Raw genomic sequence first — 19,787 nt, forward strand, 5'->3', positions numbered from 1 at the left:
CTGCCGGAAATAAATATTTAGACATATGATACACCTCCTTAAGTGTATTATTTTCATTTAGATGCAGGATTATTTCAACCCTGCATCTTTTAAAATGCTTTTGAGAGTGCCGCCGGCAACTTCAGTGTTATGCCTTGGCACAGGGAAGGTCTTATTAGTTATGGGGCTATAATAAATAAATATCATGCTTTTTCCCATGACGGTAAAGACGAATTCCATTACTTTTAAGTAGTTTTAACAATTCACTTGTTTTTATTATCTTCCCTCACTCTCTATAAATATTAGAACACGTATTAACACGTATGTAAAGAAGAATTTATAAATTATTTAAATTAATTTTGGAGGCGGCAGATTGGAACAGCAGCTTTTCAAATTGGCAGCAGGCAACGGTATTTGGTCTGCGTTATTTGTGTTTCTCTTTTTATATGTACTGTATGACAGTAAAAAGAGGGAGAGCAAGTATCAGGAGACCATAAAGGAAAATCTGGATATTATAAAGGAATTATCTCAGAAATTCGGAATAGTGGAAGATATTCAAAATGATGTTACCTGTATAAAGGATGAATTAAAAAATAAATAAAGGAAAACTAAAGGAATTCTATAATTTTTGATTAAATTAATCTATATTGACTATAAATCGAGAGGGCTTCTATTAAAGCAAAATACGTTAAGAAAGCCTTGTTGAAATTTATTTAAGGTTAAGCTTTTATTAATGCAAAATTTTCTTATGTTTTATAAAAAAATTTTAAATTAAGGATAGTAAAATTTAATTTTAATATCTATTTATATATTGCAGGGTAAAATAATCCTGAAATAAAAAAGGGGGATTTATTATGGCGAAAGTATTTTTGGATGCAGGTCACGGAGGCAGAGATCCTGGGGCAGGAGGAAACGGAATACAAGAAAAAAATATAACACTGCCGGTGACGTTAAAAATAGGCGATATATTAAAGAATCATGATGTAAATGTAGGTTACTCAAGAACTACAGATATATTCGTGGAATTAGAGGACAGAGCTTCACTGGCAAACAACTTTGGAGCAAATGTATTTGTTTCGATTCACTGCAATGCTTTTACGGATTCTTCGGCTAAGGGAATGGAAACTTACAGCTATCCTGGGAGTACTTCAGGGGGAAAATTATCGAAAGATGTACACGACAGTATAATTTCGGAAGGGGTATATACTGTGGACAGAGGGATGAAAACGGCCAATTTTGCGGTTCTAAGGCTGACAAATATGCCGGCGGCTCTGATAGAAACAGCGTTTATAACAAACTCTCAGGATGCCAATATATTAAAAAACAGACAGGATGAATTGGCATTAGCCATAGCAAAGGGTATACTGAAAAATTTGGGAATACCCTACAGAGGAACGACTCTTTATAAAGTGCAGGCAGGGGCTTTTGCAATAAAATCAAATGCAGATAATCTTGCCGCTGAGCTTCAGGAAAAAGGATACGATGCTATAGTAGTTTATGTGGGAGGATTATATAAAGTACAGGTGGGGGCATTTAGCATAAGAGAAAATGCGGATAATTTAGCAGCAGAGTTAAGAAGTAAAGGCTATGATGCTATAGTAGTATCATAAAATGAGTGCTGATTAAGAGCCTATGTTTTAGATTGCAGGAGGGAAATAAATATGTATAATGATTTTATGACTTTAGAGACTTTGGGGACCTTTGCCGGTCTGGTAGCGGCGGTAACTTTAATAGTTCAGTTCTCAAAATCAATAATCAAAAATAAATTTGGAGATGCTTTTGTAAGACTTTATACTTTCTTGATTGCCCTTGTACTTGCCTTTGTATTTGCAAGAACGGGACAGGGGATTCAAGGAGTTGTTCTGACAATAATAAATGCTGTCATTATTTCTGTATCGTCTATGGGAACCTATGAGATTATAACAGATCCGAAATCAGAAAAGACAAGAGTGAAGTCGAACATAAAATTTTAATATAAGAAATAAATTATATAGCTGAAAGACGAGAAAAGCTGGTCAGGATTAATTCCTGGCCTTTTTTTATAACTCATAGGAAAATCATAATTTTCTTAAATGTATTTCCCGCAAAATGGGTTTCAAAAAAGGCCTTCTTAATTTATTAAAGGCGGTTTAACATAAAAAATTTATTTAATATTACTTGGAATATGATGTTAACTTAGTATATAATTTGATTGAAGAGTTCGAGGACAGGTATTCGAAGATGCTGATAGAAAATTAAGCTTGTCAGATTTGAGTTTAAATCAAAGGGGGAGAACATGGATATATGAGAGATATTCTATTCGGCGACAAGAAAGGAATTATCAAATTTTTTATCGGAATTGTTTTTTCCGCAGTAACTACGATTCTTTTGCAGTTGATCTTTACCGTCGTACTTTATGCTGTTTCGCCTGCTTCACAATTGAGCTTGAAGGCGGTTCTTTTTATTTTAATCACAATAAGTATTTTGAATCCGATACTTTATCTTATTTCAAGGATTTTCAGGACCGGTTTCATTCGTGATGCGTTAAGTGAAATCCGAAAGAAAATTTTTGAAATCGTTTTACATAAGAGTTACAAAGAATATTTCGAACATCCAACTTCCGAATACCTGTCAAGGCTTACTAACGACATTTCTCAATTTGAAAGCAATTTTTTTCCTGTGCTGCTTGAAAACATTTCGGCAATTCTTGTTTATATCTTTTCATTCGGAATAATTTTTATAAATAACAGAAAAATCGCATTGGGTTTGTTCTCAGCGAGTATGCTTTTTTTAGTCCTTACCTTCTTCTTAAGGAAATATACAAAAGAATTACAGTTAGGAGTAAATAAAACGAACTCAAAGCTTATGACAATCTTCTCCGATTTTTTAGGCGGACTTCAGGAATTGAAGATGAATCTTGTTGAGAAAGCTTATGCTGACAGGATTAATTGGAATGTGGAACTTAATGAAAAAGTCAAGTTTAATCAACAATTTCTCTATTCTATCCTAAGGATTGGCAAAGAGTTTTTCAGTATTGTCACTCCGATTATTATATTCTATATTGGGATAATACATTTTGACTTAGAAATCAGTTCAAAACTTTTGTCTATAGTTTTACCCTTTTCAATTTCAATGTTTTCGTCAATTTCCGAAATAGGTTTTTCATACAACAGAATGAAGGCTGCATATGACATTTTAGACGGATATATTTCAGAAAAAACAGCAGATGATTATGATATCGGAAGGGATTTCAGATTTGAGAAGGAAATTGAAATCAAGGATTTTTCATTTGCTTACGACAGCAGAAAAATATTACAGTCCTCCGATTTTGAAATTGAAAGGGGAAAGAAATACCTTCTTCTGGGGAAAAGCGGTTCGGGGAAATCTACATTTTTAAAGTGCATATCCGGTATGAATAAATCTTTTTCAGGTGAAATCAAGTATGACGGCTGTGATATAAGAAAAATAAGCCTCAAAAAATATTTTGAAAACATATCCTTCCTCATCCAAGATGTCTTTTTATTCAATGATACCGTTGAAAATAACATTAAGCTCTATAAATCTGAGAGTGAGGAGCTGTATCAGAAAATCATCCGATTGATGGGTATAGAAAAAATCACTTCGGACAATAATCCGTATTTAACATTATCAGGAGGGGAAAAAGAGAAGGTCTCACTGGCAAGAGAATTGATAAAAGAACCGAAATTGATTCTCCTTGATGAAATGACAAAAGGCCTTGATGAGGAGAACTCAAGAAGAATAGAGGATATTATTCTGTCGGGAGATTTTACCGTAATAAATGCAACCCATAAACTTATAAAGGATATTCACATTAAATATGATTATGTAATTCAAATTGTTGATGGGAAAATACGGCTAATGGATTCGGCTTCATATTGGAGGGATAGAGATGAAAAATAATAAAAAGATAATTTTATTCCTTGTCATTTATATTATTTTTATTTTAATCCTCAATATAGTTAAATACAAAGCATTACTTTTCATGGGGGATTCCGTTGATTTTTTGATTGGCAGAAGCTCAAGGGTACTCAAGACGGTTAGAAATTTTCTCCTGTTGGAGATTATGGTGCTGATAATTTCCATGGCTGCTGATTACTTCAAGCTGAATGTGAAGAAAAATACAATGAAATTCTTAAAGTCCGGTTATCTGAATATGATATTAGAATCTGATTCCTTCGGCTTAAAAGAAGCCGGTATAGGAAAGTTTTTATCCAATTTTACAAACGATATGGCTGCCGTAGAATCAGATTTTTGCGGAAATCTTCTTGATATGATTTATCATATTTCAAATTTTGTATTGGGGATTGTAATTCTTATGAAGATTGATTATAGATTTCTGATTGCAATTTTGTTTATATCCGTCGGAATTTCCGTTTATATAATAAAAACCGCATCATTCCTTCAAGAGAAATATGGTGAAAAAAGCGAGATATTTGGCCAATATACCTCTTACGTCAAAGAAATACTTTCAGGTTATACGATCATCAAAAATAACAACTTATTTTCAAGGGTTAAATCCGACTTCGAAACCGTCAATAAAAACGTTCAGGATAAGGGCTATGAAATAGACAAATTCCTAACATACATATCAGCCATATATCAGCTCATATACATTTTGAGCTTTTCAGTACTCCTTGTCATGTCACTTTATATGTATAAGATCGGTTTGATTACGATAGGAACGATTATCATAATTTCGAACTCCTCCGACAAAATCATATCCCCTACGGTAATGGTAACAGTTTCAATTCCGAGATTAAAGGGAGGGTATTCGATTCTAAAGAGAATAACCGCAAAATTCGGAGTAAAAAATGATGTTACTGAAAAGAAAAAACTTAGGGGTAAAGTAAAAAGCGTTGAATTTAAAAATGTTCAATATGATGCCGGAGGCAAGGAGATAATCAAAAATTTTACCTATACTTTCAATACCTCCTTGAGCTATTTTATCTATGGGCTTTCCGGGTCGGGAAAATCAACAATAGTCAAGCTCTTAACCGGATATATTTCTCCCGATTCAGGGGAAATACTGATTAACGGAGATTCCATTTCGGGTATTCAAACAGATGATTATTACGGCAGGATTCAATATGTCCCTCAGGATATCTTCCTGTTTGAGGATACGGTTTTAAATAATATTACAATGTTTTCTAAGTGTGAACAGGAGAAGCTCAATAAGGCAATTGAAATGTCGGGCCTTAACAAGTTTATTTCCGAATTGCCTGCCGGATTGAATACTGTTATTACGGAAAACGGAACAAATATTTCCGGAGGGGAGAAAAGGAGAATAGGGATTGCAAGAGCGATTGTAAAAGATCCCGATTTGATTGTTCTCGATGAACCCTTTGCGGATTTGGATTCTGACATTGTTGAAGGGATCGACGGTGCTTTATTGAAGCTGAAGGATTCGGGGCTTATAGTTATCAGTCACATTCGGTCTTCCCATTTCAATTCTTATAATAAAAAAATTGAGATCCTCAATGGTATGATTTCGAAATAAAGTGCTTTTTATAGCTTTAAAAAATAAATTCTAAATATTGGAGCAATATCGGTTTTTATGGTACTATGTATATGAATAAGCATAATATCATATCTGTAAAAAAATTCAAGAATGATTATATAAACTGTGAGGAAAAAAGCAATAAAACTCTATGAGAATCAAGATTAAGGAATGTATAGAAATAGGGAGGAAGTTAGATGAATAAGGTATTGATTGTAATTGATATGCAAAATGACTTTATAGATGGAGCATTGGGAACGAAAGAGGCAATGGGTATTCTTCCGGATGTAATTCAAAAGATAAAGGATTTCGAGGGCAATATTATATACACCAGAGATACTCATAAAAAAGATTATTTATCCACTCAGGAAGGCAAATATCTGCCCGTGGAGCATTGTATAGAAGGCACATACGGATGGGAGCTGCAAAAAGATATTAAACAATTAATGGAAGATACGAAAAGTACCGTATACAACAAAAATACATTTGGTTCAAAAGAACTGGCTCAGCAGTTGGTAAAAATGAACGAAAATAAGCCAGTGGAAGAAATAGAATTAATAGGACTTTGTACCGATATTTGCGTGATTTCCAATGCATTAACAATAAAGACATTCCTGCCGGAAGTAAAAATATCGGTAGATGCAAAATGTTGTGCGGGAGTGACTCCGGAAAGCCATCAAAATGCTTTAAATGCAATGAAGATGTGTCAGATTCAGATTATAGATTGATTTTGAAATATATGTAGTTAGCGGAGCCGGTTTTCTGACCGGCTCCGTAACTTTGATAACTTTAATTATATGCTTCTATACATTTTTGTTTATCTTTATTTTTGAGAAAATAGTCTACAGAACAATTTAACAATTCCTTTTCGAAGGCTGCAGAAGAATAGCAGTGGTCCGCATTTTCAATTATATGAACTGAACTGTTGGGAAATACCATATTATAGCAGTATGAATTTATCGGCAATACGTCGCAATCTCCGCTTCCTTGAATTATCAAAACCGGATTCTTATAGTTTTTGGCATATTCCAAAGGATTAATATACAATAATTCGTTGAAGAAGTCTTTGCCTACCACATCTCCTAAATAGTCTATATCATTACCCTTAATTCCTTTGAGAAATTCATCGTGGCTAAGTAGATTATAGAAGTTCCAAAAGGGATTAGACACCGGTGACCATAATACAAGCCCGTCACTATTAACTTTAGATGCCAATATTGAAGCTACACAGCCGCCCATGCTGAATCCTAAGATATATAGTTTTTCTGTATTGAATTCTTTTTTATAATATTCTATAACGTTTATTCCGTCTTCTATTTCTCCGCTTATGGTCATATTTTTGAAATCGCCTTCACTATCCCCTGAACCTACAAAATCGAATCTTACGACGGAGTATCCTATTTTTGATAATCTTTCCGAAAGTTTTTTGTACATCCTATGAGGTTCTATTTTTGTGCCGACAAATCCGTGAATTAAAACTACCAAATTTTTTCCTTTATTTTCATCTTTATCATATTCTAAAATGCTTAATATTTTATATCCTCTGCTTTCAATCCAAGTACTTTCTTGCATAATATGCCTCCTTCATAGATGATTAATATAAATTATATTTACCCTATGTGTCAGGATAGTTGTCATATGAAATAAGACGATAGGCAGGAGGTGGAAATTTTCCACCTCACTGTTCTATTCAATTATCTGTTATTTAATATCTATACTATTTTTGCATCTTCGCGACTAAAATATTCCTTGGTTTGTGCACGTACTACCTTTATTAACAAGAGCACGGAAACCAAATTTACTAAAACGGCGAAACCGTTTGCAGTATCGGTTAGTGCAAATAAGAAATCAGACCCTAACAGTGAGCCTATAAAGCACAATATTAAGCTTACAATTTTGTATGGCAGAATGCCTTTTGTACCTGCCACATATGCCATACCTGTCTGCCCGTACCAGCTTCCTCCGAAAATTGTTTTAACAGCAAATGATGCAATGGTTATGGCTACTATAGCTTCACCCACAAACCCCAAATTTTTAGAAAATGCATGGACAACTAAAGTTACCCCGTCTTCGCCGGTTTTCCAAACACCTGTTACTAATATAACAAGTGCTGTAAAAGTACATACTATATAGGAAACGATAAATACTTCGGATATTCCGTATAGTCCTTGCTCGCAGGGATGTTTTGCCTTTGCTGTAGAGTGAGCCATAGGCGCACTTCCGCAGCCCGCTTCGTTTGCAAGTAAACCTCTTGCTACTCCGTATCTGGTTGCCGCCATAATTGTCGATCCTGCAAAGCCTCCGACAGCAGCTTGTCCGGTTAATCCGGATTTAAATATAAGAGCAATTGCACCAGGTATCTTTGTAATATTTAATATTAGTACAATCAATCCACCTGCAACGAAAAATGTGGTCATTACGGAAACCGACGCATAAGCAGCTTTGCTTAAACGATCCAATCCGCCTAAAATAACCAGAGCCACAATTATTGTTGCAATTATTCCTGTTACTATAGGAGGAATATTGAAGGCTGTTTTTAAAGAACTTGCTGCGGAACCTATTTGAACCATATTTAAACTTATTAATGATACCACCGATATAATAATAGCAAATATATAACCTGCCCACTTAGCGTGTAGTCCGTTTTTATATACATACATCGGACCACCTCGATATATTCCATTTTCATCTTGTTGTCTGTAAACAAGAGAAAGCACTACTTCCGCATACTTTAATCCCATTCCCAATAATCCTGAAATCCACATCCACAGTACGGCACCGGGACCACCCATGGCAATAGCTGTACCGACTCCGACAACGTTACCTACTCCAATGCTTGACGATAAAGCCGTAAATAATGCTTTTACCGGAGATATGTTTCCTGCTACTTCTTTTTGGTCTTTCTCGGCTTTTGTACCTTTAAAATAGGATTTAAAAGTCTTTTTTAATGCTAAACCTAAATATTTTTGGATGCCGCTCGTAGCAAATAATACAATTATACCGGTGCCTAATAATGCTATTAAAACCCATTTACTCCATAATTCGTTGCCCAATGCATAAATAAAATTTTCAAATGCCACAATCATCATCTCCCTAAATTTTTTATAATTTATAGGTCAGTATAATATTTTTTTAAATCTATAGCCGAGGCAAAGATGTAAATTTTAAACTTTGTTTTCAATAATTATTAAAAACGTTTGCTCATGAAAGGATAATTTTTGATATAGACATTACTGTACCGACGAATCATGTCCGCTACAGCAAAGTTTTTGCAAACCATTCTTCAGTTGAATCAAGGAGCTGTTTTTCATGTTCAAGTTTGTCATATGTGTGGCCAGCTCCTTCTATAAAATGAACCGTGCTATTTAAGTTAGTAAAAGATTCCCTGTATCTATATGCGTTTATTGGAGAAATAGCTGTATCGGAAGTGCCCTGAATCAATAGAATAGGGTTTTGATAAGTTTTTATTTCTTCAACAGGGTCAATTTGGGCTAATTCTTTAAAGAAATTTCCCTTTAACGCATCACCGTCGGGTATACAAATCGTTTTCCCATCCAGTCCTTTAAGAAATTCTTCTTCTCCTATATAATTTAACAAGTTCCAGTATAGGTTAGAAACCGGTGACCATAATACCAATGTTTTGATTTCTTTTATTCTTGCGGCCGTACAAGCAGCCACGCAACCTCCTAAACTGTATCCCAGCAATCCTATATCTTTAGCGTTTTTATTATGTTTCAGCCAATCTATACATGTGATTACCTGGTTTATTTCTTCGGAAACAGTTATATCTTCAAAATCACCTTCACTGTCTCCATATCCCAGGAGGTCAATTCTCAAGGAATTTATTCCTTTGTTTGCTAATCGTCTGCCAATTTTTATAAACATTCTATGTTTTTCTGCTTTAGCGTCTCCGATACCTTGAATCATGATAATCCAAGGAGATGTTTTTTTATCGGATGTTTCGTGTAACATTCCTATCATATTTTGATTGTTATGAGTGATAACTACCGGCTTTTCCATATCAACTCTCCTTTATATAAGATTATAATTATGCTGTATCGCATTATTATACATGGATACGTTAAATTCGCACAAACATACTACAACATAGTACGGCATACTGTAATATAGAACGTATATATTAATATAATATTAGCATGCTTATTTCTTAAAATCAATAGTTTTAAAAAAATAAATTTTGTAAAAATTTCGTATATTTTTTAAATTTGTCCTATTGATTAATAATTATATTCATGATATAATTTTGGTACTATATAATAATACGGCGTACTATATAGAAGAACACACTATATATTATTTAAATGGGAGAAACAAAATGAAAAGCAACAGCTGAAAAATTATTTAATCAGCGGGGAGGGTTATGCAGAGAACAAAGAGGAATTGGGTTATATTGTATCGAGTCTATCATCTTTTGTTTCAAGAATGAAAAAGGACTTGGCTGAAGATGGGGAATACTCTTGTAGAACTGACTGATAAAATATCAGAAAAATCTGGGTTTCAGTTAAATTTAGCGTATGGTTATAATAATATATTTTAGGAGGAGAATTAATATGAGTAAGAAAAAAACAATATTAGATTTTTATCAGATGAAGAAAAACGGTGAGAAAGTATCGTGGGTAACTGCCTATGATTTTCCGATGGCATCTTTCGCTGAGCAAGCGGGGATTGATATGATACTTGTGGGGGATTCTTTAGGTATGGTTGTATTAGGATATCAAGGAACTATTCCGGTTACAATGGATGATTGTATTTCTCACTGTCAAGCAGTTAGAAGAGGTGCACCAAATACATTTGTTATAGGAGATATGCCTTTTGGATCTTATCAGATATCAGATGAGGACGCAGTTAATAATGCATGTGGATTTTTAAAGGAAGCGAATGTAGATGCAATTAAATTAGAGGGCGGAAGAAGAGTTATTAGTAGAATTAAAGCGATTTCCGATGCTGGGATTGTCGTGTTCGGTCATATAGGTCTTACGCCTCAAAGTTCCGGACAATTGGGAGGATTTAAAGCACAGGGCAGAACAATTGACAGCGCCAGAGAGCTTATTAAAGATGCTTTGGCAATTGAAGAAGCCGGAGCAAGGGCATTATTGTTAGAAGCGGTTCCGCCTGAAGTTACAGAGTATATAAGTAAAAAACTCAGCATACCGGTTTATTCCATAGGAGCAGGAGCTCCATGTGATGGGCAGTTGATTATTTGTGGGGATATGTTGGGGTTGTTCCAAGCGTTTACACCAAAGTTTGTAAAGAAATATGCAAACGTTGCAGAGATTATAACAGAAGCTTTCAAGGAATATATAAGTGATGTAAAAAATGTGAAATTCCCGGAGGACAAGCATGTATATCATATTAAGGATAGCAAGGAGCAGTTCGAGGCTTTATTCAAAGAATTTGAACAATAAAAGAAACAAAGTTTTATATAAGATTAATCTGCCATTTTACCTATATAGGTAAAATGACAGATTAGTATAGGCAAAGACAATGCACAAATTGGAAAATATAATTGAGGATGGTGAATGAGAATGACAGCTAACATATTTGCAGATAGAGCAGGAAGATTAAAAGGGGAAGCGGCCTTTGAAATTCTTGCTAAAACGAAGGAATTGGAGGCGCAAGGGAAAAATATTATTCATTTTGAAATAGGGGAGCCTGATTTTGATACACCGAAAAACATCGTAGAAAAAGGGAAGGAAGCTTTGAATTTAGGATATACCCATTATGCAACGACGCAAGGATATCTTCCTTTGAGAGAAGCAATTACAAAATATGTAAAAAAACATAAAAATATAGATACAAACCCTAAAGAAATAGTTGTTACACCCGGTGCAAAGCCCGCTATATTTTATACATTTTTAGCCCTTGTAAATCCCGGAGATGAAGTTATTTATCCTGATCCCGGATATCCCACGTACGGCAACCTGATTTATTTTTTGGGAGCTGTTCCCGTTCCTATACAGATAAAAGAAGAAAAAGGATTCAGATTGGATATAGAGGAGCTTAAATCAAAGATAACAAATAAAACAAAACTTATTGTGATTAATTCTCCTGCAAATCCTACAGGAGGAGTCTTGACTCCTGATGACATTGATGAAATTGCCAATGCAATAAAAGGGAAAGGAATATATGTATTATCGGATGAAATATATGACAGGATAGTATATTCGGGCGAAGTAAAATCCATAGCCTCCATACCTGAGTTGAAGGATTGGACAATAGTAGTTGATGGGTTTTCTAAAGCTTATGCCATGACCGGCTGGAGGTTAGGATATGGCATAATGAATGAAGAGTTAGCAGAAAAGATGAGCAAGCTAATGGTTAACAGCAATGCTTGCGTCGCAACCTTTACTCAAGTGGCGGGAGTTGAAGCGCTTTTGGGGCCCCAGGATGAAATAGATAAAATGATTGAAGAATTCAGGAGAAGAAGAGATCTGATAGTAGACGGCTTAAATTCCATAAAAGGATTTAAATGCCTGAAACCTAAGGGAGCATTTTATGTATTTCCTAATATCACGGGAACCGGAAAGAGCAGCAAAGAGCTGGAGAATTATTTATTATATGAAGCAGGGGTTTCTGTGTTGGCAGGAACCGGCTTCGGGGAAGTGGGGGAAGGTTACCTGAGATTGTCCTACGCCAATTCAATTGAAAACATACAGATAGCCTTAGAGCGTATAGATAAGGCAATGAAGTCTATATAATTAATGACTCGACAAAACGGTGAAAATTCAGTAACTTAAATTTAAAAGATATAAAACTTCCTTTTCAGTTTATGTTTATTTAGCTGAAAAGGAAGTTTTATATATAATGGATTTGGATTATGCTGCTTTTATCTAATTTAGTTATAGGGATTGTAGAACAATTGAAAAGAATTTTTCTATAACTTTGATTTTTTGAATATGTTGACATTAAATATTTTTTCATATAAACTATAACTACTAATCAGTTCAAAAGTTAATTTCAAATTTAAAGTATAATAAGGAAACATTTGTAAAGATGGTGGTATGATAAATGTTTAATGAAAAGTTTGTTAATGAATTAAAACATTTCGGCATATTTTTAGTTATATATACTTTAATTTTTATTCTGTTTGTTAAAACAATTTCTTATACTTTTCCTTTTTTTATATCATTTGGAATAGCCTTTTTAATTCAGCCTTTAGTCAGATTTTTTAGAGACAAATTAAAATTAAAAAAAGGGCTACCCTCTTTTTTAGCATCCCTTATAATATATTCGTTATTTTTTTTAATTGTATATTTATTTTTTTCTAAGGCAATAAACGAATTAAAACTTCTTCTGATAAATATTTCTGCAATAGATATAGATAAAATTTTAAAACCAATACAGGATTTTATTTCAAGAGTAGGTGTATATTTTGAAGATATAGATCCGTCCTTTGTGGAAGAAAACAGCGAAAACATATCCAATATTGTTAAAGGCGGCTTTAATATATTGGGAAAGGGCTTAAACGGCTTAGTGTCCATTGCTATGCGTGTGCCTATGGGAATTACAGCATTATTTGTTATCATTATTTCCACTTATTTCTTTTCAAGGGATATGGATAAAATAAATGAAAAGGTAAAATCTATTTTTTCAGAGAAAGCTAAAATAAAAATGAGCAACATTAAGCATGAAGGAATTGACATGATTACTAAATATGTTAAATCTTATTGTTTAATTTATTTTTTAACCTTTTTGCAAACCCTTATAGGTTTTTCCATATTTAGAATCAAATATGGATTAGTCTTAAGCATTGTCTGTGCAATAGCCGATATTTTGCCGATATTAGGGCCTGGGTTAATATATATACCTTTAGCAATCATATATTTTATTATGAAAGAATATTTTGTTGCATTGGGAATTATAATATTGTATTTGATAATAAGTGTAGTCAGACAAGTGATAGAACCCAAAATCGTGTCTGTTTCTCTTGGGATACATCCCGTTTTAGTATTGGCGATTATGTTTATTGGATTAAAAGCCTATGGATTTTGGGGATTAATTTATTTAACAATGCTTGTTGTTTCTTATAAAGTATTAAAGGCATCCAATGTATTTTAATAAAAATAGAATGTAATATTTCTTATGGGAGGGAAGATTATGCAAGAAATATTTAACAGAAGAAGTATTAGGCGATATGAAAATAAGACTGTGACAGATGAACAAATAGAGCAATTGTTAAGAGCCGCGATGTATGCTCCTTCAGCAGGAAATGAGCAGCCATGGCATTTTGTTGTAATAAAAGACAGAGAAACGTTGAATAGAATAATGAAGATTCATCCTTATACTCAAATGTTAAGGGAAGCATCTTTGGCCATAATACCATGTGCAGATACAAGTAAGGTAAAATATAATGGTGTATTTTGGCCTCAGGATATGGCAGCTTCTATACAAAATATTCTTCTTCAGGCAAATGGCATAGGGCTGGGTACCTGCTGGTGCGGAGTATATCCAAGAGAGGAGCTCATGAATCCCATCTCTGAGATAATAGATTTGCCAAAAGGTGTTAACCCCTTTGCAGTGGTCGCAGTAGGTTATCCTGCAGAAAAGGGGATGGCAGGAGAGAGATTTAAGAGAGAAAAAGTACATTATGAAAAGTGGTAATATTTTTGCTGGACGATCTTCATTAATATAGACTAATTTCTATCTTAGTCTATATTTTGTTTATAGGATACGAACTTTAAAAGAGATATTTTATTATAAATAGACATATATTAGTAGAACATTATATTAAAAACGTTTTCAATTTTGAACAGCATATTTTCGTGATAAATGGTATAATAAAAGAGTAAACTCTTTATAAGGGGGATTGATTTTAATGAAGAGCAAGAATGTCATGGTTTGCGTGACCCAGCAAAAAAATTGTGAAAGGCTGATTCTAAGCGGATATAGCATGATCAATAAAGATAAAGATAGGTTATATGTAATACACGTTGTTAATGAAAAAGAAAATTTTTTAGAAAGTCAAAATGATGGAGAAGCCTTAGAATATTTATTTAATGTATCCAAAAAGGTAGGCGCAGATTTGACTGTTTTAAGGTCCAAGGATATCGTAAAGACCATGGCGGAATTTGCTAAAAGAAATGATATTACTCACATATTAATGGGGCCATCCCCGGATATTGATGCGGCTGACAGCCAGAGCATTAATTATAAACTGAGGAGGGCTTTGGATAAAGTAGAGTTTATAATATTATAATTATAAAATGTTATAATATTATTCTTGATTTCTAAACACAAGAAATAAATTAATAGAGTATATATTAGGTTATGGAAAAAGGCCTCTATTAAATATAAATACATATTAAGGAGGCCTTTTTTGTACACTAAGGTAAATCATATTCCTTCCATAATTAAGTCAAATGCCATGTCTAAAATTTCATCTGCTTTTTCAGGAGCAGATCCTCCCTGAACGGTCTGACTGTTTCCTCCTCCCTTAATTTCCGGAATACTATTTTGTATAGCTTTTAGAATTCTTTGCATATTTACTTTAATCAATTTGTTTCTGCTGAATATAAATTGACACTTTTCTTGATTTATAACTGTAAATAGCGTCAGCACATTTTCGTTTTCCTTTAAATAAGAGGATATAAAACTTACCTCCTTAAAATCTGTATCAATAAATATTTTTTTGATTATTCTTACGCCATTTTTTAATTGGCTCTCTTTGAGCAAGTTCTTCGCTTTATATATGAGGAGTTCTTCCCTTAAATCCCTGTTATCTTTTTCTAAATTTTCGTATTCCGTAAATAATTTTTCAAATTTGTGTAGGACATCTTTATCCTTTGTGGACAAAATATTGGAAATTTTGTTGATATAGCTGTTTTTCCATGAATAATCGTTTAATGCTCTAAATCCGCATGAGAACTCTATCCGAATGTTTCTTTTCTGCTTTTCCCACTTTCTTATTTTGACAATCCCTATTTCTCCGGTGGCCTTACAGTGGGTACCGCAACAAGGACAAAAATCAAATCCGTCTATTTCTACAATTCTGATATTTGAATCAACTGTAGGCTTTTGTCTTACAGGTATTTTGCTGACATCATCCTTTAGAATTTCATAAGTTTTTATGGGAAGATTAGAATATATGACTTTATTAGCAAAGGTCTCCACTTTTTTTGCTTCTTCTTCATTGAAATCGGAAATATCTATATCAATATATGAATATTCACTTCCTATATGAAACCCTAAAGTCTTTCCGTTATATAATTTATAGAATACCGCAGAAAGAAGATGTTGTCCGGAGTGTTGTTGCATATAATCGAACCTTAAATTCAGATCGATTTTCAGGTGAACTTTATCGCTATTAATATTTTTTTCTATGACATGAACTATATCTCCGCCCTCTTCAAATACATCGATTACGTCTATATCATTTATTTTTCCTTCGTCCTTAGGTTGTCCTCCCGCCAAATTCGGGTAAAAAATTGTCCTGTTAAGCTTAAGATAAAATTTATTTTTTAAGTATTTTTTCTCTGTTATTCTTGCATCAATTTCACTTAAATATGGATTTTCCAAAAATATTTTTTCAGTCATCGTATTCACCCCTACAGTATTGTTTAAAAACATTTTACCACTATATTTGATATAATAACAATAACAGATAAATTATAATTTCCATTTTAAATATGATATAATATATGAAATATGAATGAAGGGGTAATGATATGGGTAAATCAAACGGATATTATTTTGTTATATTAGGTTTAATACTTATGATATGGGCTTTAAACAGAATTCATAGAGACAGAAAAAAATAATTTTAAATATGGTTTTTAGGGGATCAAAGGATGAAAAGACCATTTGTTTTTATTGCAGTTTCCTTCGCCTGCGGAATAGTATTTTCCTATTTTTTTAATCTTAACTTTACGACATTAAAAATAATATTTGGAATATTGATACTGATACTGCTCTTTTTTATAAAGTTTGATAAGAGGAGTTTAATTATTATTTTCATTTTATTATTTATTGCCGGAGCTTTTAATACATATAACAAGCTGAATAGCAGCTATTTATTAAATTATGTTGGTTCTCAGATAAATATAAGAGGAATTATAAAAGAAGTAACTTTAAGCTCTGATGAAAAAAAGCGATATATTTTAGATACTGAAGAAATAAGGATTAAAGGCCAAAGACATCTTATAAAAGAAAGAATGTCTTTAAACGTCGTCGGTAAAAATGAATTAAGTCCCGGAGATGAAATATATTTTCCATGTGACTTAAAGGAAGTAAAAAGAAATACAAATCCTAAATTATTTAATTATAAGCTTTATATGATGACGCGAGGCATATATGTTACAACTACCGTAAGAGATTATAACTTGGCTGAAACAGGTAAGGAAAAGCTCAACAGGATGGAATACCTATCTTTGAAATTTAAGGATAAAGTGGAAGATACATTCCAAAGAACCCTTTCCCCTTCTAATGGAAACTTAATGAAATCCATATTATTAGGAGAATATGATTATCTGAAGGAAGATGAAATTTTAAAGTACAGGGAATTGGGACTGGCTCATATTTTAGCTGCTTCCGGACAACATATAGGAATTATATCCTTTATAATAATTAAGATTCTTGCTTATTTGGGAGTTGAAAGAAAAATTAATATTTTAATTACGTCTTTTATTGTATGGATGTATGGCATGTTTATAGGGTTTCCTCCGTCCATATTAAGGTCCTTAATAATGTTTTCAATCATTTTGTATTCCCAGATGTCTTTCAGAAGATATGATAATATCAATACGTTGTTTTTTGCTATGCTTGTAATTCTTGGATATAATCCTTTATTCCTGTTTGATATAGGGTTTCAGATGTCATTTATCGCTACCTTATCCTTATTTGTTTTCACATCAGCCATAAGACATAAATTTTACCCTTTCAGCAGAGGGTTGTTATCTTCTTTATCCGCCATTTCAGCAATTCAGGTAGGCATTATCCCCGTTAACTCATATTATTTCAACAATATATCTCTTGTCAGTATCCTTGCAAATTTTATATTACTACCACTGTTTTCACTTATATTAATAGGAGGATTTTTTCTTCTCATTTTTTCTTTCATTAATATGAATATCGCCGTTTACGCAGGGAAGTTACTTGAAGCAGTGATGAATGTTCAAAACTGTATTTCAGATGTTTTGATGGAAGCTTCTCCAAAGCCCTTTAAAGTTTTTTCCCCGAATGTATCGGAGATGATAATATATTATTTTTTATTATTAAGTATTTTTAGGATAATAAGATTAGATGTCTTTGATTTCAGAATAAGAAAGGCAATCTTCTTTTATTCCCTAATTTTAATATTATTTTCTTCTATTCTTGATTTTACAGATAAAAGTATGAGAGTGGAGTTTATAGATGTGGGACAGGGAGATTCCATATTGTTGCGAACAAATAACGGAAATTACTTAATTGACACGGGAGGAAATATCTTTGGGGATTTTGATGTGGGAGAAAGAGTAGTCCTTCCATACCTTGTTAAAGAGGGAATATTTAATTTGTCAGGGGTATTTATTACTCATTTTGACGAGGATCATTGCAAAAGCCTTCCTCTTCTTATGGAAAATATGGATATAGATAAAATTTATATAAGCCATTGTCCGGAGGATAATAAGATATTTAATGATATGAGCAAAAAGGCGGCAGAAAAAAAGATTCCTCTTATAGAGCTTAAGGGAGGAGACAATATTTATATAGATGATAAAATTTATATAAATGTTATCAGCCCTAAAGGGGATTTAAGCAGCAGAACGGATAAGGAAAATAATTTTTCTTTGGTGTTTTTCTTAAATTATTATAATAACAAGATTCTTTTTACGGGTGATATTGAAAAAGAAGTAGAGGAGCTTATAATCGAAGACTGTACTCCTGCAGATTATTTAAAGGTCCCTCATCATGGAAGCATGACTTCCTCTACAGACGAATTTATTAAAAAATTAAGTCCCAAATATGCTTTTATATGCGTAGGGCAGAATTCATACAATCACCCCCATGAGGTAGTATTGGAAAGGTATAAAGAACTGGGAACGAAACTGTACAGAACTGATGAAATGGGACTTATAACTTTAGAAATGGATAGAGCAAATGTAATCATAGATTATTTTTTGAAAGATAAAATGGATCTATGGGAATGTATAATAAAATACGAAAGGGAAATTAATTTTGGTATAATATATATATTATTGGAGTTTATATTCTTAAAGATTTATGTTTCTTTGGAAAAGGAGTTAAAATATTATGAATTATGAAGAGTTGATGACGGATATTAAAAGCAGGAAATTAAAAAGGTCATATATATTTTATGGGGAAGAAGAATATTTGATGGACTATTCCCTGAAATTGCTGAAAAAAGAGTTTGTTGATAAAGACTTGGAATCATTGAATTATGTTGTTATCGAAGGGAAGGAAGCGGATTTTGATATGATATTTAATGCCTGCGAGACCCTTCCATTTATGTCGGAAAAGAAGATTGTGGTAGTTAAGGATTTGAATATTTTTTCACGAAAAAAATCGGATGAGGGTAGAACCGTTAAAAATAGTTCCTTTGCGGAATTAGGAGATTATATTCAAACTTTGGACAATTATGTATGTTTAATATTCATAGAAAAACAAAGTGGAGTTGATAATTCGTTAACTTTGGTAAAAAAAATAAAAAAAGTTGGAGATTCGGTTAACTTCTCACGATTGAAAGGAAAGATTCTCAACGATTTCGTAAAAAAAGTTTTTGAAGAATATGGCAAGGTTATTGATTTATCGAATATCAGATATTTTATAGATTCATCTTCATATTTTGGAATGAATACGGACAAAAATTTATACGATTTAAAAAATGAAATTGGAAAGATATCAGAATATGCCGGGAATAAAAAGAAAATTTTAAAGGAAGATATCGATGTAATAATGAGCAGGACTTTAGAAAACAATATATTTAAGCTTCTTGACAATATTGCTCAAAAAAACACGGATGATTCTCTGAGACTTCTCAATGAAATGTATCTTGCCGGGGAGCCGATACTTAGAATTCTTTATATGATTATAAGACAAATAAGGTTTATGCTTATGTATAAATTGTCGAAGAAAATGGGATATGATAATAAGAAGACTTTGGAAAAGCTTAATATAAAGGAGAGAGAATTTGAAAATATCAGAAAAAAAAGTGAGAATTTTTCTGAAGAACAGCTAAAAAAAGCATTAAATTTTTGTGCTGACGGAGACAGAAACATAAAAACAGGAATAATGGAAGAAAAATTGGCGTTGGAAATGCTGGTAGTTCAATTATGTGTTTATAATCAATAAAACT

General features: G+C 32.8%; 18 protein-coding genes. 13 read left to right on the forward strand and 5 right to left on the reverse strand.

All coding sequences use genetic code 11. The features are described from left to right. Positions 1-69: 69 nt before the first annotated feature. Positions 70-219: a type II toxin-antitoxin system HicA family toxin gene (locus PP176A_RS16710; RefSeq protein ID WP_373419496.1), complete on the reverse strand. Its 150-nt coding sequence runs from the start codon at positions 217-219 to the stop codon at positions 70-72. A gap of 133 nt (positions 220-352) precedes the next feature. Here PP176A_RS16710 and PP176A_RS02980 point away from each other — a divergent pair, with 133 nt between their 5' ends. From PP176A_RS02980 to PP176A_RS03005, 6 genes are all read left to right on the forward strand, one after another. Beyond that, a complete protein-coding gene (locus PP176A_RS02980; protein ID WP_071138975.1) occupies positions 353-580 on the forward strand; it encodes a BhlA/UviB family holin-like peptide in 228 nt (75 codons plus the stop codon). A gap of 253 nt (positions 581-833) precedes the next feature. Next, a complete protein-coding gene (locus PP176A_RS02985) occupies positions 834-1,589 on the forward strand; it encodes an N-acetylmuramoyl-L-alanine amidase (RefSeq protein ID WP_071138976.1) in 756 nt (251 codons plus the stop codon). A gap of 51 nt (positions 1,590-1,640) precedes the next feature. Then, the gene (locus PP176A_RS02990; RefSeq protein ID WP_071138977.1) at positions 1,641-1,952 is read left to right on the forward strand and encodes a hypothetical protein; all 312 of its coding nucleotides are present in this window, start codon (positions 1,641-1,643) and stop codon (positions 1,950-1,952) included. 310 nt (positions 1,953-2,262) lie between these two features. Next, the gene (locus PP176A_RS02995; RefSeq protein WP_071138978.1) at positions 2,263-3,879 is read left to right on the forward strand and encodes an ATP-binding cassette domain-containing protein; all 1,617 of its coding nucleotides are present in this window, start codon (positions 2,263-2,265) and stop codon (positions 3,877-3,879) included. After that, a complete protein-coding gene (locus PP176A_RS03000; protein WP_071138979.1) occupies positions 3,869-5,476 on the forward strand; it encodes an ATP-binding cassette domain-containing protein in 1,608 nt (535 codons plus the stop codon). Before PP176A_RS02995 ends, PP176A_RS03000 begins: the two co-directional genes overlap by 11 nt. A 197-nt stretch (positions 5,477-5,673) precedes the next feature. Then, entirely contained in the window at positions 5,674-6,204 is a 531-nt protein-coding gene (locus tag PP176A_RS03005; RefSeq protein WP_071138980.1) for a cysteine hydrolase family protein, read from the forward strand. 61 nt (positions 6,205-6,265) lie between these two features. Here PP176A_RS03005 and PP176A_RS03010 read toward each other — a convergent pair whose 3' ends face one another. The 3 genes from PP176A_RS03010 to PP176A_RS03020 all read right to left on the reverse strand — a co-directional run bounded on the left by PP176A_RS03010 (position 6,266) and on the right by PP176A_RS03020 (position 9,496). Next, a complete protein-coding gene (locus PP176A_RS03010) occupies positions 6,266-7,048 on the reverse strand; it encodes an alpha/beta hydrolase family protein (protein WP_071138981.1) in 783 nt (260 codons plus the stop codon). 140 nt (positions 7,049-7,188) lie between these two features. Beyond that, the gene (locus PP176A_RS03015; protein ID WP_159429025.1) at positions 7,189-8,556 is read right to left on the reverse strand and encodes an alanine/glycine:cation symporter family protein; all 1,368 of its coding nucleotides are present in this window, start codon (positions 8,554-8,556) and stop codon (positions 7,189-7,191) included. 175 nt (positions 8,557-8,731) lie between these two features. Next, positions 8,732-9,496, reverse strand: a complete 765-nt coding sequence (locus PP176A_RS03020) for an alpha/beta hydrolase (RefSeq protein ID WP_071138982.1) — start codon at positions 9,494-9,496, stop codon at positions 8,732-8,734. A gap of 551 nt (positions 9,497-10,047) precedes the next feature. On the opposite strand from PP176A_RS03020, the gene panB reads away from it, so the two are divergent. The 5 genes from panB (at position 10,048) to PP176A_RS03045 (ending at position 14,693) form a co-directional block, all read left to right on the forward strand. Continuing rightward, positions 10,048-10,902 carry a 3-methyl-2-oxobutanoate hydroxymethyltransferase gene (gene panB / locus PP176A_RS03025; protein WP_071138983.1) on the forward strand — a complete coding sequence of 285 codons (855 nt, stop codon included), beginning with the start codon at positions 10,048-10,050 and terminating at the stop codon, positions 10,900-10,902. Between the two features lie 120 nt (positions 10,903-11,022). Further along, positions 11,023-12,195, forward strand: coding sequence for a pyridoxal phosphate-dependent aminotransferase (locus PP176A_RS03030; protein ID WP_114218096.1), 1,173 nt, complete (start codon positions 11,023-11,025; stop codon positions 12,193-12,195). Positions 12,196-12,505: 310 nt separating this feature from the next. After that, entirely contained in the window at positions 12,506-13,555 is a 1,050-nt protein-coding gene (gene ytvI, locus PP176A_RS03035; protein WP_071138985.1) for a sporulation integral membrane protein YtvI, read from the forward strand. A 39-nt stretch (positions 13,556-13,594) separates the two neighbouring features. After that, positions 13,595-14,098 carry a nitroreductase family protein gene (locus PP176A_RS03040; protein WP_071138986.1) on the forward strand — a complete coding sequence of 168 codons (504 nt, stop codon included), beginning with the start codon at positions 13,595-13,597 and terminating at the stop codon, positions 14,096-14,098. Between the two features lie 214 nt (positions 14,099-14,312). Further along, positions 14,313-14,693, forward strand: coding sequence for a universal stress protein UspA (locus tag PP176A_RS03045; protein WP_071138987.1), 381 nt, complete (start codon positions 14,313-14,315; stop codon positions 14,691-14,693). 137 nt (positions 14,694-14,830) lie between these two features. Here PP176A_RS03045 and PP176A_RS03050 read toward each other — a convergent pair whose 3' ends face one another. After that, positions 14,831-16,030 (reverse strand): alanyl-tRNA editing protein, encoded by a 1,200-nt coding sequence (locus tag PP176A_RS03050; RefSeq protein ID WP_071138988.1) that lies wholly within the window; start codon positions 16,028-16,030, stop codon positions 14,831-14,833. 254 nt (positions 16,031-16,284) lie between these two features. Between PP176A_RS03050 and PP176A_RS03055 the strand changes: the two genes are divergently transcribed. Together PP176A_RS03055 and holA are read left to right on the forward strand one after the other, a co-directional pair. Then, entirely contained in the window at positions 16,285-18,735 is a 2,451-nt protein-coding gene (locus PP176A_RS03055) for a DNA internalization-related competence protein ComEC/Rec2 (protein WP_071138989.1), read from the forward strand. Next, positions 18,725-19,783 carry a DNA polymerase III subunit delta gene (gene holA, locus PP176A_RS03060; protein ID WP_071138990.1) on the forward strand — a complete coding sequence of 353 codons (1,059 nt, stop codon included), beginning with the start codon at positions 18,725-18,727 and terminating at the stop codon, positions 19,781-19,783. The genes PP176A_RS03055 and holA overlap by 11 nt, the downstream gene beginning before the upstream one ends. Positions 19,784-19,787 lie beyond the last annotated feature (4 nt).

It is taken from the genome of Sporanaerobacter sp. PP17-6a, assembly GCF_900095615.1.
Taxonomy (GTDB): Bacteria; Bacillota; Clostridia; order Tissierellales; family Acidilutibacteraceae; genus Acidilutibacter; species Acidilutibacter cellobiosedens.